This is a genomic window from Comamonas sp. JUb58, from assembly GCF_004364775.1.
Classification (GTDB): Bacteria; Pseudomonadota; Gammaproteobacteria; order Burkholderiales; family Burkholderiaceae_C; genus Comamonas.
Genome location: NZ_SOAL01000012.1, coordinates 97,818 through 114,750 on the forward strand (window position 1 = coordinate 97,818; position 16,933 = coordinate 114,750).

Genomic DNA, 16,933 nt, shown 5'->3' on the forward strand with positions numbered 1-16,933 from the left:
GCACTTGCCCATTGCCAACGCTGCGATGGCCCTGCCCTGCTGCACGGGCGCGCCTCGTCTACGACTCCCCAAGCTCTGCCAACAGCTGCTACAGCTCGCCTTGTCGCAGGCCGCTCGAGCGCCTCACCTGGCGCTCCGTCGCCTCTTCCAGCACCAAGAAGTTACTGTTGCCACCTGCCACCACGGTCAACCAGCGCTTGGCCCGGGTCATGCCGGTGTAGACCAGCTCGCGCGTCATGATGGGCGACAGGCTGGGCGGCAACACAACGGCTGCATGGCTGAACTCCGAGCCCTGCGATTTGTGGATGGTCATCGCATAGACGGTCTCCACTGCCTGCAAGCGGCTGGGCAGCACCCAGCGCAGGCCTTCGCTGGTCGCAAACACCACGCGCAGGGCACCCTGGGCCATGCCGGCCCCGCCAGCTTCGGGCGCCTGGTTCGCCGGCATCTGCACGGTGATGCCGATATCGCCATTCATCAGCTTGAGGCTGTAGTCGTTGCGGGTCACCAGCACCGGGCGGCCGGCATACCAGCCGCTGCTTTGCGCAATCAACTCGCGGTGGGCCAGCAGCTGGGCAATGCGCTCATTGAGCCCTTCCACGCCCCAGTGCCCGCTGCGCAGCGCGCAGAGCACCTGGAACTCGCCATGCGCCTTCAGCAAACGCAGCGCCCATTGGTTCAAGGCCTCGGGGCTGGGATTGGCCGGCATCTCGCGCAATACCTGCAAATAGTGGCCATAGCCCACCGGCCCCGCTTCACGCTTGGCGGCGCTGTCCACAAAGCGCTTGCCGCCGCCATCCAGCACCAGCTGGGCCAGCGAGGAATGCGTCAGATCCGGCACCGCATAGGCGGCCAGATCGGGGTAGCCCGCCTTCAACAGCGGCTTGATCGCCTTGCGCCGGCCGGCATTGACGACGCCAGCCAGCTGGCCAATGCCGCTGTCGGCATGGAAGCGGTGGCTGACCCGCAGCATCACCACCGCCTGGTCCAGCGGCTTGCCTGCTATGTCCTGCAGCTCGGCAGGCACCTGTTGGCCAGTCACCTGTTGCAGCCACTGCGCCGTTTCATGCCAGTACAGGCCGCGCTCGGACTGTGCGCACAGCTCTCCCAGCACCGCGCCGGCTTCCACCGAGGCGAGCTGGTCCTTGTCGCCCAGCAGCACCAGCCTGGCCTGCGGCGGCAAGGCCGACAGCAAGGCCGCCATCATCTCCAGATCGACCATCGAGGCCTCATCGACCACCAGCACATCCAGCGCCAGCGGGTGCTGGGCATCGTGGCGAAAATGCCGGCTGTCGGGCCGGCTGCCCAACAGCCGGTGCAGGGTTTGGGCATCGGACGGGATCAGCGGTTTCAGGCTGCGCGCCTCGCCACTGCCAGGCGCTGGCGCCACCGCCGGCAGCTGCGCATCATCGAGGCGTTGCAAAGCCTGCACGATGGATTCAGACAGGCGCGCTGCCGCCTTGCCGGTGGGTGCGGCCAGGCAGATGCGCAGTGGCCGGCCGTCCTGCTGCAAGGCCATGCTCTGCAGCAGCGCCAGCAATTTGACAACGGTGGTGGTCTTGCCGGTGCCAGGGCCGCCGGTGATGATGGAAAAAGCGCTGGATGCCGCCAGCGCGCAGGCCATTTTTTGCCAGTCGGGCGAATCGGGAACCTGGTTGCCTGCCGGCGCAAACAGCTGGTCCAGCGCCTGGCGCAGCATCGCATCTTGCGCGGCGCTGCGGCCCTGGCGCAGATGCTGGCTGGCGGTGATGCGCTGGCCAATGGCCTGCGCCACATCCTGCTCGTACTGCCAGTAGCGGCGCAGATAGAGGCGATCGCCTTGCAGCACCAGCGGTGTGCCACCCTGGCTGGGCTTGCCAGGTGCCGCTACCAGCGCACTGGCCTGCAGGGCCGATTGCCACTGCAGCAGATTGACCTGGGCGAGCAGCTCGCTGGGCAGCGGCAAGGGCGTGGGCTCGGTGGCACCGCTGCCCTGCGCCACCGTATCGGGTGGCAGCGACAGCGCGAAACGGCTGTTGTCCAAGGTAGCCTGCAGATCCAGGCAGACATGGCCCCGGCCCAGTTGGTGGCTGGCCAGCGCGGCGGCCAGCAGCACCAGCGGCGATGCGGCGGGATCGAGCTCATGCAGAAACAGCACCAGCGCCTGGTCCAGGCTGCGCAGCCAGCCATGGGCGGTCCAGCGCTCTACCGTGTGCAGCAGGCTGGCAGTGGCGCCGTCGGGCACGGTCAATGTGCGGGCTGTCGATCGCTGGCTGGGCAGGCCATCCTGGGCCATGCCGTCCTGGGGTTCTGTCGTCATTGCATTCATCATCATTGCGCAAACAGCGCATCGAGCGCATCCATCAGCGCGCGCGGAGGTTTGTCTTGGTAAAGGCCCTGGTGCTCGGCCGCCACGCCCCGCAAAAACCAGTACTGAACACCGCCCACATCGCGCTCGTAGTCATAACCGGGCAGGCGCTGCTGCAGCAAGCGGTGCAGCGCATAGGTGTAGAGCACATACTGCAGGTCATAGCGGTGCTGCAGCACGGCAGCGGCCATGGCCTCCGGCGTGTAGGCCGCACTGTCTGCACCCAGCCAGTTGGATTTGTAGTCCATCACGTAGTAGCGGCCGCCATGCTCAAACACCAGGTCCATATAGCCCTTGAGCATGCCGTGCAGCTGGTTGGCCAGCAGCGCCGGCCGGAGCTGGCCGGGCAGCACATGCTGCTGCACCAGCGTATCGAGCTGGCCGGTCGAGGCCCGGTTGATCGACAGCCAGAACTCCATCTCGACCTGGTAGTCGCCCAGCGTTTGCAGTGCGGCAGCTGCCTCGGTCGGGATGTCGCTAGCCGCGCCCTGCAGCATCAATGGCGTCTGCAGCCATTGCCGCACAAAGCCTTGCAGCGGCTCGGACCAATCGGCCCAACCACGCACCTGGCAGCGGTAGGCGATGATGCCATCCAATGCTGCTGGTCTGCTGAGCACCGTGGCAAAACCCTCTTGGGCACACCATTCCAGCAGGCCATGCAGAAAGTTGCCGGCATCTGGCCCCTTGGGGAAGGCATGCAGGCTGCCGGGCTCCGGCTGGCCGGCTGCGGCCACATCAGGCGCCGCCTCTTGCGGCTCCAGGTACTGGTCCTGCTGCGCGGTTTCGGGCTCGGCGGCTGTCAGTGCGTCTTCGACCCAGAGGCTTGGCGAAGGGGCTGCATAGCCCAGCCGCTCGGTCAGCGCCGAGAAGCTGGCGATCCACCAGTGCTCATCGGCCTGCCGGCGTGGCTGGCGCGCCGGGTAGACGGCGGGCGGCCGCTCGGGCTGGTAGCGCTGCAGGCTGACCTCGGGCACCGGCTCCACTGCCATCTGCGGGCAGTGGCTGGCAAAGTCCTGCAGGTAGGCATGCAAGCCCAGATCGGGCAGCTTTTGCCCGCCGGCCAGCAGGTAGCCGACGGCGCTTTTCTCCAGGCTGCCCGCGCGGCTCATGCCCTTGGCCAGCGGCGCCACACCCAGCCACAGCGCGTACTGCGCCCGTGTCAGCGCCACATAGAGCAGGCGCATGTCTTCGCTCAGGCGCTCGTCGTTGTGGGCGCTGACGGCGTCCTGGTGCTTGTTGTTCAGCTCCACCACCAGGCCGCCCGATGCGGCATCGTGGTACTGCGCATAGCCCCGGCTCTTGCCGTCAAAGTCGCGCCAGCTGCTGATAAAGGGCAGCAGCACCAGCGGATATTCCAGCCCCTTGGACTTGTGGATGGTGACCACCTTGATCAGGTCGGCATCGCTTTCCAGACGCAGGATTTCTTCCTCGCCCTCGGGGCTGTCCATCTGCTCGGCCAGGCGGCGGATCAGCGCCTGCGCACCCTCCACCTCGGTCGATGCGCGCTGCAGCCATTCGGCCAGGTGCAGCACATTGGTCAGGCGCCGCTCGCCGCCCGGCTGGGCCAGCCAGCGCGCGGGCAGGTCAAAATCCAGCAGCCACTGGCGCAGCATGGGCAGCACGCCCTTTTTCTGCCACAGCTGCTGCAGCACGCGGCTGCGCAGCGCCAGCTGCTCCCAATGCTGCTCATCGTGGTTGAGCCGCTCCAGGTCCTGCCAGGACCAGTCCATCGATGCGGTGGCCAGCGCCGCGCGCAGCAGGCCGTCATGGCCCGGTGCATTGACGGCGCGCAGCCAGCGCAGCATGTCGGCAGCCTCGGCGGTCTGGAACACCGAATCGCGGTCCGACAGGTAGACGCTGGCCAAGCCCCGGTCCTTGAGCGCATTGCGCACCATTTCGGCCTCGGCCCGCCCCCGCACCAGGATGGCGATATCGGCCGGGCGCAGCGCCCGGGCCAAGGCATCGGGCGCTGGGCCAAAACCGGCCTGCCCGGCCCGGGCCGCATTGAGCCAGGCGGTGATCTGGCTGGCCGCCGACTGCGCCATGCGCTGGCGGTAGGCCGATTCGGCCACGCCGGTGCGTGCGCTCTTGCCGGATGCCGCCGCATCGCCCTGCTCGTCGGCACCATCGGCCTGCGCTGGGGTGCCCGCCTCCATGGTCCACAAGGTCATCGCCGGCGTGGCTTCGCCCTGCAAAAAGAGTGCGTCGCGCCGGCCGTTGGCATCGACGGCCACAAAGGGCACCGGATTGTGCTGCGCATCCTGGCGGAAGCGGAAGGCCGCGCGGGGATGGCCTTCGGCATGCACAAAGCAGTGGTTGATGGCCTGCACCACCGCCTGCGTGGAGCGGTAGTTGGTGCCCAGCGAGTAATGGCGCCCTTGGGTGGAAGCCCGGGCACGCAGGTAGGTGTAGATATCGGCACCGCGAAACGCGTAAATGGCCTGCTTGGGGTCGCCAATCATGAACAGGCCCTGCGCCGGATCGTTGCATTCAATGCGGTAGATGCGTTCAAAAATGCGGTACTGCAGCGGATCGGTGTCCTGGAACTCGTCGATCATCGCCACCGGAAACTGGCTGCGGATGCGCTGCGCCAGCGCCTCACCGCCGGGCGCATGCAAGGCGGCATCCAGGCGCTGCAGCAGGTCGTCAAAGCCCAGCTCGGCGCGGCGCTGCTTTTCCGCCTCCAGCGCGCGCTGCACATGGGCAATCGCATGGCGCAGCAGCAGCGGTTTGAGGGGCGTGGCCGACGCTGCGTCTTGCGCTACGGCCTCCAGCCAGGCATCGATGGCGGCAAAGGCCACATGCTCGGGCACGGTCACGCCTTTTTTGGCCTTGATACCCGATTGGCTGAAGGCCCGTATCTTGGCGGGTGCCGGCTCGCCACTGCTCCAGTCCGCCATCGCGGCCAACCAGGCCTCGAACACACCTGGCTCGTCCTTTTTGGGATAGGTCGTGCCGCTGAGGCCCGGCACCAGCGCGATGAGCAGTTGCTCCAGCTCGGCCCGGTGCTGCTGCCACAGCTGCCGCGCGGCGTTTTCCAGCGCGCCATGGCGTGCGGCGGTCTCACTGGCCTGGGCCAGCAAGGCTGCGAGATCGACCTGCTCGGCAGGCGCCAGTGCCGCGCCTTCGTAGCGCCAGTCGGCATCCTGGCGGCTGAGCATGGGCTGGATGGCCTCCTGCAAGGCCTGCGGCGTGGCAACGACTTGCAGCAGGCTGCGCAGTGAGGTGGCGGGCAGGTCATAGAACTGGCGGCGCCAGTAGTCCTGCACCACCTGGGTCAGCAGCTCGCTCTGGTCGGTGATGAGGCTTTGCTGGAACAGGCTGCCGCTGTCAAACGCATGCTCGCGCAGCATGCGGTAGCACCAGCTGTGGATGGTGGAGACCGCTGCCTCGTCCATCCAGTTGGCGGCCTCGTGCAGCAAGCGGGCGCAGGCGGGCCAGCGGCTGGCGGGGTAGTCGGCGCGCAGCGCCCGCAGCAAGGTGTCCGCTGCCGCGTCGCTATCGGTCTCTTCTGGGATCTGCGCAAACAGCTGGGCGGCTTCGGACAGGCGGTGGCGAATGCGGTCGCGCAGCTCTTGGGTGGCGGCATCGGTAAAGGTCACCACCAGGATATCGGGCGGCGCCAGCGGCCGGCCAAAGGCCTGCTCGCCGCCATGCTGCAGCACCAGCCGCAGGTAGAGCGCGGCGATCGTATAGGTTTTGCCGGTGCCGGCACTGGCCTCGATCAAACGGCTGCCCCAGAGCGGAAAACGCAGCGGCTCCAGTGGCAAGGTGGTATCGCTTGGCATCGCGCTCATCGCGGCCCCTCCCCATCCCCCGCATCACCCTCTGCAAAGCGCGCCAGCGCCTGCGGATGCTGGCCGTTGACCAAGTGCACATGGGCGAGCATGTCGCCGTACAGCTGCTGGGCCACATCCAGCAGACCGGCGGCCAGCAGCGCATCAAAATCCGGAAACACCCGGGCCAGCTCGGCCGAGCGCTGCAGCTCACCGGTGCCTCGGTAGCTGTCGTCATACAGCATGGCCAATTGGCCAGCCGATGCCGTGGGCGCCAGGCTGGCGATAGAGGTACGCACAGCAGCCGGCAAGGGCGCGCGCATGCCTTGCTGCCACAGCGCCAGCAACTGGCGCCAGGCCGCTTGCGCAGCACCCGCAGGCAGCGCGGGAAACACCGCAATGCCCGATTCGGTACAGACCACCGTCGTCAGCGCCTGGCCCGCGTTGTGCCAGGCCAGGTGCTCGACCCAGGCACGCACCAGGCGGTCATAGCGCAGCTGCTCGCCGGCATGCAAGCGGCCGGCAGACAGGCTGATCTTGGCGGCATGCTGCTGGCCGGCATCTGCCCAGCGCAGACCGCGCAGCCAGTCGGCCACGGCCGGGCCCTCAGCAGCATCGCTGTAGCGCAGCTCCAGCGCGTCGTTGCCAGCCTGCGGCCAATAACGCAGCGCCGCCGCATAGACCTGCAAGGCACGCTGGGCGGCATCGCAGGCGGGCTCCAACGCGCAATCGGCAAAGGCGCGCAGCGGCAAGCGCCCCTCCAGCCGCAGCCGCTGGGCGGCAGCATCCAGTTGCGCACGCAGGCGGGGCGCATCGGCCGCTGCCTGCGGGTTGTCGCGTACCCAGGGCTCCAAGGCGCTCAGCAAGCTGGCCTGCAAGGCCCAGGCCTGCAGGCCATCGGGCGCAAACATCTCTTCGTCCTGGCCGGTCAGGTCGTCGTCCTCAAAATACACACGCAGGCGCTGGCGGAAGAAGGCAGTCACCGGCTTTTGCGCAAAGTCCTGCAGTTGGCGCAGGTTCAGCGCGGCCTCCAGCCCCATCTCGGGCAAGGCTTCCAGTGCGTCTTCCACCGCCTCGGTCTGCAGGCCATCGCCATGCACGCCATGCCATTCCTGCGCATAGGTATAGAGGCCATCGCTGCCCGCCTGCGACGACGGCTGCGCGAAGTAACGCGGACTGAAGGGCTGCAGCGGGTGCTCCTGCGTCAGCGCGCGCAGCAGCGCCTCGCCAGCGGCAGGGCCTGCCAGGCCGGCGTCAGCGCCGGCCAATTGCCAGCCCTGGGCCAGATGGTCGCGCAGCTGGCCGATCAGCACCGAAGGCGGCCTGGCCGTGCTGTCGCGGATGCTGCGCCCCACCCAGCTGATGTAGAGCTGCTCACGGGCCGACAATACGGCCTCCAGCAGCAGGTAGCGGTCGTCGTCGCGGCGCGAGCGGTCGCCGGGCCGGTACTGTTGGCGCATCAGGTCAAAATCCAGCACCGACACCGGGCGCGGGTAGGCACCGTCATTCATGCCTAAAAGGCAGACCATGCGAAACGGAATTGCGCGCATGGGCATCAGGCTGCAAAAGCTCACTGCCCCCGCCATAAAGCGCTGGTTCAGGCTGCTGGCATCCATGCCGGCCAGCCAGGCCTCACGCGCGACCGACAGCGGCAAGGCCTCGTCAAAGGCTGCCGCCTCGCACTGGCCCAGCCAGCGCTCCAGGCCATGGATTAGCTGCATCTGCAGCAGCTTTTCATGTTCTTGCTGGGGGTCAAACAGCAGCGCCAGCACCTCGCGGGCGCGCTCTACCCAGCGGCTGGGCGGCAGGTCCTGGGCCAGCAGATCGCAGGCTTGCTCCAGCGCGCGCAGCAAGGCAGCCAGGCCGCCCAGCGCGGCCGCATCCAGGCCACCAATTTCGTCATAGGGCTGGATGTCGCCGAGCGCCTCGCCACGGCCCACCGCAAAGCCGAGCATCATGCGGCGCAGGCCAAAGCGCCAGCTATTGGTCTCCCCCGCTTGCGCCAGACCAATGCGGCTGCGCTGCGCAGCGTCCAGACCCCAGCGCACCCCGGCGCCTTCAATCCAGCGGTGCAGCAGTGCCAGGTCATCCGGGTCAATGCCAAAGCGCTGGCGCAGCGCATCAACGGCGAGCAGATCCAGCACCTCGCTCACGGCAAAGCGGCTTTCAGGCATGGCCAGTACATGCTCCAGCGCCACCAGCATGGGCTCGCGCCCGCGCTGGCTTTGATCGGCCAGCGAATACGGAATAAAGCGCGCATCGCTGCGGGCGATGCGGCCAAACACTGCATCGATATGCGGTGCATAGACCTGGATATCGGGCACCATGACGATGATGTCGCGCGGCCGCAGGCTGGGGTCAGCGCCCAGGCGGGCGAGCAGCTGGTCATGCAGCACTTCCACCTCGCGCTGCGGGCTGTGCGCGGTCTGGAAGCGGATGGAACTGTCCTGCGCCGGGTCCACCGCCGGCCACAGCGCGCGGCTTTCGGCCAGCGGCCGCAGGTCCAGGATGTCGTCCTGCAACTGCGCCAACATGTGGTTGGGATCGGCCTCGCCAAACAGGTCAATACGCCCGCCATTGACCGGGCTCAGCAATGATGCGTACTGGTCCGGCTGGTCGAATTCGTCAATCAGGTGGATATAGTCGCGCCCCTGCTTGCCCCAGGCGGCCAGCAGCGGGTGGGCATGCTGGTGCAGGTCATCGTCATGGATGAGCCCCTGCATGCTGCCCTTGCGCTGTTGGCGCCGGTACTGGTGGCGCAGCAAATCCTTGTCGGCGACGATGTCCGACCAGTGGTGGCGGCAAGGGTTGTGTACGCAGAGCAGCACCTGGCAGCTGCGCGACATGGCGGCCAGCGCCTGCAAGGTCTGCGCAGGCATCGACGAGATGCCAAACACCACCACACGGCGCGGCAAGCCGGGGCTGCTGGCTTGCGGCGTTTGCCAGAACTGCACAAAACGCTGGTGCACGGCGGCGCGGCTGGTCTCCATGCCAGCGGGGCCCACATCGTCCAGCAACGCCCGCCACAGCTGTGCCTGCCAGCGCTGTTCTTGGTCCAGCGGCTGCACATCGCCGCGCGCACTGCGCAGCTGGTCGCGGCCCTCGGCCCAGTCGCGCAGCCAGTCGGCGCGGTAGACCTGGTACTGGTCAAACAAATCGGCAATGCGTTCGGCCAGTTGGTAGCGCCGGCGCTGGTCATGGTCCTCGGCCAAAAAACGCTGCAATGCGGCAAAGGCGGGCTGGGCCAGTAAGTCAGGCAAGAGCCGCATCAGGCTCCAAGTCAGCGGCTGCTTGTCCAACGGCGAAATCTCGGGCACCTCGTGCTTGCCCAGCACGGCCCGGTAGGCCTGCCAGAGAAACTGCGCAGGCAGCTGCACATCGACCGCCGCGGTAATGCCGCAGCCGCCGTCTGCCACCGGCTGCGCCATCGACAGCTTGAGCCACTGCGCAATGCCATTGCTTTGCACCAGGATCGTCTCACTCTCCAGGGGCCTGAGCGGGTAGCGCTGCATCCAGGCCACGACCAGGTCACGCAAAGCCTCCGGATGGTTGCTGTGTATCACCATCAGGCCGGGGGTCATCGCATGGACGGGGGAGGATTGCATCAGAGGAGGAAGATCAGTCAGGATGTGCCAATGGGGGACTGTAACGCAGGCCACTGCCTGCTGGCGTCACCCAGACCGCAACGGGCAAGAAAAAAGGCAGCCGAAGCTGCCTGTGCGGAATGGAACGGGACCCGCCTCAATCCACCGTCGCGCCCGAGGACTTGACCACTGGTGCCCAGGCCGCCACTTCGGACTTGATGAAGGCGCCAAACTGCTCGGGCGTGTTCTTCTCGGCCACGGCGCCCAGCTTTTCATAGGCTTCCTTGACCTGGGGCTTGTCAAAGGCGCGGTTCATCGCGGCATTGAGCTTTGCCACCACTTCAGGCGGCGTGCCGGCCGGGGCAATCAGACCAAACCAGGACGAAACATCGAAAGGCTTGATGCCGCTTTCTTCCATCGTTGGCAGATCGGGGGCGGTGGGCGAGCGCTTGGTGGTGGTCACGGCCAGCGCCTTGAGCTTGCCGGCCTTTACATGGGGCCAGGCCGAAGGCATGTTGTCGAACATGAACTGCACCTGGCCGGCCATCAGGTCGGTGAGCGCCGGCGAGCTGCCCTTGTAGGGAATGTGCTGGGTCTTGAGGCCCGTGCGCAGCTTGAACAGCTCACCGGCCATGTGGATCGAAGTGCCGCTGCCCGAAGACGCGTAGGAGACCTTGTCGGGGTTGGCCTTGGCAAAGGCGATCAGCTCTTGCACATTGTTGGCCGGCACGCTGGGGTTGACCACGAGCACATTGGGCACCTTGGCGCCCAGCGCAACGGGGGCAAAGTCCTTTTCCAGGTCAAAGCGCACCTTGGGGTAGAGGGTCTGGTTGATGGCGCTGGTGACCGCGACAAACAGCAGGGTGTAGCCATCGTTCTCGGCACGTGCGACCTGCTCAGTAGCGATATTGCTGCCAGCGCCTGGCTTGTTGTCCACGACAAACGACTGGCCCAGCTCGGCGGTCAGCTCCTTGGCCATGATGCGTGCCACCACGTCGGTGGTGCCGCCGGCAGAAAAGCCTACGACCACGCGCACGGCGCGCTCGGGGTACTTCTTGGGATCGGCGGCTTGCGAGGCCAGTGGCAGCAGGGCCGCCGCACCCAGCAGGGTGGCGGCCAGAACGTTGCGGCGCGAGGGCAGGCATGCGGCCGCGATGCGGCTGCGCGAGAATGGGCTCATGGTGTCTCCTTGGCACCTGGACGCTGAGCACATCCAGGCGGTTGGCTTATGGTGGCTGCAGCCTAGTGGTGGCCGCATGCACGAGGGCTTATCGCCCCAAACCCGGGATTGTGCCACGGCACGGAGGGCTTGAAACCCCGAAGACCCTTGCGCGCCAAGCCATCGCAGGCGACGCAGTCCGATGGCCCAGCAACGGAGCTCAGACCGGGCGCACCGCCTGCTCCTGCGCCAGCTTCTCCAGCATGCGCCGCGTGATCGACTGGCTGGCGCCGCCGCTGGCCACAAACAGGAACATGGTCGCGCGCGCATTGGTCCAGCTCAGCTGCTTGGGCACCCAACCGCCGCCTTGGCCTAGAAACTCCAGCCAGACACCGGCCTCCAGCCGCTTGCCACCAATCCAGAGCCCCACGCTGTCGGGCCTCGGGGCGTCCAGCATGGAGCCAGTCACGATGATCGCGGGCTCGTCCTCGCCAATGGCATCGACAGCATCGGGCAACTGCGCCCAGGCCGATGGAGACGGGGCAGGCGACAGGCTGATCGGCGCAGCTGAGGCAGACAAGGGGCCAGCGACGGCAGGTACCGCGTGGCGACCCTCTTCCTGCACCATTTGCAGCTCGACCAACGCGCTGGGCGCCATCTGGGCCACGGCCGTCAGCACCGGCGCAATGCGCTCGGGCATCCAGCCAATGCTGGTCAGGCCCGACTTGAGGCGGGTGAGCAGCGAGGGGATCAGCATGTCCGCATCGCTGTGCATGCTGGCACTGGCGTTGGCCCCTGCCAGGGCCAATACATCGTCCACCGCCTCTTGGTAGGCGCGGTAATGCGAGGAATCCTGGCCCGAACGCTCGGCCGCCTGCAGCAGCACCTTGGGCCAGGCGCCCGTCAAAGCGGCCAGCAGCGCCGGATCTACATCAAAGCTGTGCAAGCTGGTGGCGAGGCGCAGCATCACATCGGATTCGATTTGCTCCAGCGCATTGGGCGCACCCTTCTCAGGCGCAGCAACGGGAGCTGCCGCAGACGCGGTGGCCTGCAGGGGCACAGCTTGGGGAGCCGGTGGTAAGAGCTCGCGCTCGGCCTGCAGCTGCGCCAGCTGGCCCCAATCGGATTCCGGGCTGATGCTGATCAGGCCTGATGCGCCCCATTGGCTCTCCAGCAGCATGCTGCTGGAGTAGCCGGAATCATCAACATCCTGCAGCGCAGAAGACAGCCGGGGCTTGATCCGCACGCCAAAGCGGCTGAGCGCCTGGGCAAAATCTGCCGCAGTGGGCTGGGCCAGGGCCGACAGCGTCTCGACCGTCTCGGTCACCAGCTGCGGGAACTGCGGGTCGGACAGTGCGCGCCCCTCTTCCTTGAGCACCGTCGCCTTGTCGACAATGGTCTGCACCAGCATGCGGGCCGGGTGGTCGGCATCGATCCAGAACGAACTGTCCTGGGCGGCCATGCGCTCCATCACCGGGATCAAGGTTTTATAGGCCCTGACGGCGCCGACGGGGCAATGCGCGGGGATGTCGAACAGGGTCTTGGTCCGCTGCACAAAGCTGCGGGTGTTGTCTTTGGCGACGCGGCGCTTGAGCTCGGCCTTGGCCAGCAGCTCGGCATAGCTGTTCATCGCCAAGGTCATGATGCGCTGGTAGCTGGTCTGCAGGTGGTCGGCCATCACGCCCACCATGTCAGGCAGAAACAGCGCGGTCGCGTCTGCAGAAATCTCCACGTCGCTCAAGGTGGCCTGCAGGCTGTCGAGGTAGACGGTGTGGTGCAAGGGGTTGCCGTTGCGCCAGTAGCGGGTGATCTTGCGCAAGGGGCGGTAGACGCGCTCCAGGCCCGTCAGGCTCTGCTCGGTCTGCTGCAGCAGGTTGATCTGCATGCGGCCCCATTCGATCTGGGCGCGCAGCGCATTGCGGTCTTCCAGCAAGCCATCGGCCTGGATCTGGCCGCTCATCTGTGCGTGGTAGTCCTCACGTTTGCCTTCGGCAATGGCAAAGACGGCTTGCCGCAAACGCAGCGCATAGGCCAGCGGCAGATGCGCTTTTTTGCTGGTCAATTGGGATTGCGCGTGCAGCAACAATTGTTGATCTTCAGCGTTGCTGTAAGACGACAACTGTGCACCCAGAGACGCCAAAGCAGCATTGCACATGGCGGCCATCAAAGGCTCGGCCTCATGCAATGCCTGCTCCAGACAGGTGTCAAATACCGATACGGCCCGTTGCTCCACGTTTCACCTCTCCCAGTTGAAACGCCCGTCACTTGGCTAAAGCGACGGGCGTACGGTGTGGGTTTACTTCAGGGCTTTGTAGCGCATCCGTTTAGGTGCTGCCCCTTCTTCTCCCAACCGCTTCTTCTTATCTGCCTCGTATTCCTGATAGTTTCCATCAAAAAATACCCATTGGCTATCCCCTTCCGCCGCCAGGATGTGGGTCGCGATGCGATCCAGGAACCAGCGATCGTGGGAAATGACCATAACTGTACCCGCATATTCCAGCAAGGCGTCTTCCAGTGCACGCAGGGTTTCCACGTCCAGGTCGTTCGACGGTTCGTCCAGCAGCAGCACGTTGCCGCCCTGGATCAAGGTCTTGGCCAGGTGCAGGCGACCGCGTTCACCACCGGACAGGTTGCCGACCTTCTTTTGCTGGTCCTGGCCGTTGAAGTTGAAGCGACCCGCGTAGGCACGCGAGGCCATCTGGAACTTGCCCACGTTGATGATGTCCAGACCGCCGGAGATGTCTTCCCACACGGTCTTGTCGTTGCCCAGCGCATCGCGGTGCTGGTCCACAAAGGCCATCTTCACGGTCTGGCCGATTTCGACCTCGCCCGAATCGGGTTGCTCGCGGCCGGCAATCAGCTTGAACAGCGTGGATTTACCCGCGCCGTTGGGGCCGATGATGCCGACGATGGCGCCCGCAGGGATGTTCATGCTCAGGTTGTCGATCAGCAGACGGTCGCCAAAGGCCTTGGAGACGTTCTTGAACTCGATCACGCGGCTGCCCAGACGCTCGGCCACAGGAATGAAGATTTCCTGGGTTTCATTGCGTTGTTGGTATTCGTAATCGCTCAGCTCTTCAAAGCGGGCAATACGGGCCTTGGACTTGGCCTGGCGGCCCTTGGCGTTCTGGCGCACCCATTCCAGTTCCTTCTTCAAGGCCTTGGCGCGGGCTTCTTCACCCTTTTGCTCCTGCTCCAGGCGGTTGCCCTTTTGCAGCAGCCAGTCGGAGTAGTTGCCCTTGTAGGGAATGCCGTGGCCACGGTCCAGTTCAAGAATCCATTCGGCCGCGTTGTCCAGAAAGTAGCGATCGTGGGTAATGGCCACCACGGTGCCGGTAAAGCGGTGCAGGAACTGTTCGAGCCAGTCCACCGATTCAGCGTCCAAGTGGTTGGTGGGTTCGTCAAGCAGCAGCATGTCGGGCTTGGACAGCAGCAGCTTGCACAGCGCCACGCGGCGCTTTTCACCACCGGACAGCTGGCCGACGATGGCATCCCAGGCGGGCAGGCGCAGCGCGTCGGCCGCGATTTCCAGCTGGTGCTCGGAGTCGGTGCCGGCAGCGGCAATCACCGCTTCCAGCTGGCCTTGTTCGGCGGCCAGTGCGTCGAAGTCGGCGTCTTCTTCGGCGTAAGCGGCATACACCTCTTCCAGGCGTGCCTTGGCGTTGTTGACTTCGGCCATCGCCTCTTCAACTGCCTGGCGCACGGTGTGCTCAGGGTTGAGCTGGGGCTCTTGTGGCAGGTAGCCAATCGACAGGCCTGCCATCGGGATGGCTTCGCCTTCGAACTCCTTGTCGACGCCCGCCATGATCTTGAGCAAGCTGGACTTTCCCGAGCCGTTCAGACCCAGCACACCGATCTTGGCGCCCGGGAAAAAGCTCAGAGAAATACCCTTCAGAATCTGTCGCTTCGGAGGAACCGTCTTGGTGACGTTGTTCATCGAAAAAACGTATTGAGCCATGTGTTCTTTTGGTAAATCAGTAAAAAAATATGCGATTTTTGATCGCGGCCACCCTGGGATTATCGGTGCATGCGACAATACCCGCAGTCAAAGGCTCCAGTTGCCTAGGACTTCAGCGCTAATGCTGGGGACGATGGACACAGTTCCGGGCTCCCTCTTTGAACCCATCTGCCTACCTGACTGGCTGCAATTATTCCAAAAAATTGCTTAGACGAGGCCGATACCCAGCGTCCAGGTTGGACGCATCTGATCCAATGAACTTTGAAGAACTGAATCTGGCACCTGCCATTGTGCAGGCTGTGCGCGAACAAGGCTACGACACGCCTACCCCCATCCAAGCCCAGGCCATTCCTGTCGTGCTACAAGGCAGCGATTTGCTGGCAGGCGCACAGACCGGCACCGGCAAAACGGCCGCCTTCACCCTGCCCATGCTGCAGCGCCTGACCGAATCCGAAGGCAGCCGCAACAAATGGGGCAACAAGGCCATCCGTGCACTGATTCTGGCCCCTACCCGCGAGCTGGCCGCCCAAGTTGAAGAAAATGTGCGCCTCTACGCAGCACACCTCGACATCAAGTCCACCGTCATCTTTGGTGGCGTTGGCATGAACCCGCAAATCGACCGCATCAAAAAGGGCGTCGATGTGCTGGTGGCCACTCCAGGCCGCCTGCTGGATCTGCAGCAACAAGGCTTTCTGGACCTGTCCACCGTCGAGATCCTCGTGCTCGACGAAGCCGACCGCATGCTGGACATGGGCTTCATCCACGACGTGAAGAAGGTGCTGGCCCTGGTGCCCAAGGACAAGCAAAGCCTGCTGTTCTCCGCCACCTTCAGCGATGAAATCCGCGAGCTGGCCAATGGCCTGCTGAAGAACCCCCAGTCCATCCAGGTGACGCCGCGCAACACCACGGTGCAGCGCATCAAGCAGGTGATCCACCCTGTGGGCCGCGGCAAGAAAAAGCAGGTGCTGCTGCACATCGTGCAGGAGAACAACTGGAGCCAAGTGCTGGTCTTCACCCGCACCAAGTTCGGCGCCAACAATGTGGCCGAGTACCTCAGCAAGAATGGCGTCTCGGCCATGGCCCTGCACGGCAACAAGAGCCAAAGCGCCCGCACCCAGGCGCTGGAAGGCTTCAAGTCCGGTGATCTGCGCGCCCTGGTGGCCACCGATATCGCAGCGCGCGGTATCGACATCGACGAGCTGCCCAACGTGGTCAACTACGAGATTCCCAATGTCTCGGAAGACTATGTGCACCGCATTGGCCGTACCGGCCGTGCTGGCCGCGAAGGCAATGCCGTGAGCCTGGTGTGCATGGATGAAGAAGGCTTCATGATGGACATCGAGCGCTTCACCAAGCAGGACATCCCTGTGCAGGTGCTCGAAGGCTTTGGCCCCGAAGAAGGCGAAAAGGCTGAGCCCATCGCCATGGGCCGCCAGACCATCTGGGGCGGCGCAGGCAAGGCCCCTGGCCGTGATGTGATGCAGGCAGCAGCCAAGGCGGCGCGCCAGGAAATGATGGAACGCGTGCGCACCAACAAGGTGGCACGTGGACCCGGCGGCGGTAACGCAGGCGGTGGCCAGCGTGGTGGTAATGCCAAGCGCAGCCCCGGCCCACGCGGTGAACGCGCCGAAGGCGGTGCTGATTTTGGCGGCGAAGGCATGGACCAGGCACGCCGCGAGCAGCGCCCACCACGCCGCGATGGCCGCCAAGGCCCACGCCACCCATCGGGTGAGGCACGCGGCCCACAACGCCAGTCGCAAGGCCCACGCCAAGGCGGCGCCGGTGCTGGCCGTGGCCCACGCCAGGACAGCGAGCGCCAGCCACGCGCCGATGCCCATCTGGGCACGCAGTTCGGCGGCACGGTTGACGGCCGTGACCACCGCCGCAGCGGTGCGGCACAGCCCGATCCAATGCGCACCAGCGTGGATAGCATGGCCGAACGCGGTCGCCGTGGCGGCTTTGGCGGTGGTAACCGCAATGGCGGCGGCGGTGGTGGTGGCCGAGGTGGCCGCAACCACTCCTTCTCGCGCTAAGCAGCGCTAAGCGGCGTCCGATTTCCGCTGTCATCGCTGATGGCAGTTGATTTGGACGCCCAATTCCGCTAGGGTA

General features: G+C 65.4%; 7 protein-coding genes. 1 reads left to right on the forward strand and 6 read right to left on the reverse strand.

Features of this window, described 5'->3' with window-relative positions:
* Nucleotides 1-88: 88 nt before the first annotated feature.
* The 6 genes from recD to ettA form a co-directional block, all read right to left on the reverse strand.
* Entirely contained in the window at nucleotides 89-2,299 is a 2,211-nt protein-coding gene (recD, locus tag EDF71_RS14480) for an exodeoxyribonuclease V subunit alpha (protein WP_208301057.1), read from the reverse strand.
* An 11-nt stretch (nucleotides 2,300-2,310) separates the two neighbouring features.
* Nucleotides 2,311-6,144, reverse strand: a complete 3,834-nt coding sequence (gene recB, locus EDF71_RS14485) for an exodeoxyribonuclease V subunit beta (protein ID WP_208301058.1) — start codon at nucleotides 6,142-6,144, stop codon at nucleotides 2,311-2,313.
* Entirely contained in the window at nucleotides 6,141-9,728 is a 3,588-nt protein-coding gene (gene recC, locus EDF71_RS14490; protein WP_208301059.1) for an exodeoxyribonuclease V subunit gamma, read from the reverse strand. The genes recB and recC overlap by 4 nt, the downstream gene beginning before the upstream one ends.
* A 136-nt stretch (nucleotides 9,729-9,864) precedes the next feature.
* Complete coding sequence (locus EDF71_RS14495; protein WP_021025452.1) at nucleotides 9,865-10,887, reverse strand: tripartite tricarboxylate transporter substrate binding protein; 1,023 nt, start codon at nucleotides 10,885-10,887, stop codon at nucleotides 9,865-9,867.
* Between the two features lie 199 nt (nucleotides 10,888-11,086).
* The gene (locus EDF71_RS14500) at nucleotides 11,087-13,099 is read right to left on the reverse strand and encodes a DUF1631 family protein (protein WP_133857288.1); all 2,013 of its coding nucleotides are present in this window, start codon (nucleotides 13,097-13,099) and stop codon (nucleotides 11,087-11,089) included.
* 63 nt (nucleotides 13,100-13,162) lie between these two features.
* Nucleotides 13,163-14,824, reverse strand: coding sequence for an energy-dependent translational throttle protein EttA (gene ettA, locus EDF71_RS14505; RefSeq protein WP_133857289.1), 1,662 nt, complete (start codon nucleotides 14,822-14,824; stop codon nucleotides 13,163-13,165).
* A 254-nt stretch (nucleotides 14,825-15,078) separates the two neighbouring features.
* Between ettA and EDF71_RS14510 the strand changes: the two genes are divergently transcribed.
* The gene (locus tag EDF71_RS14510) at nucleotides 15,079-16,857 is read left to right on the forward strand and encodes a DEAD/DEAH box helicase (RefSeq protein WP_133857290.1); all 1,779 of its coding nucleotides are present in this window, start codon (nucleotides 15,079-15,081) and stop codon (nucleotides 16,855-16,857) included.
* The last annotated feature ends 76 nt before the right edge of the window (nucleotides 16,858-16,933 follow it).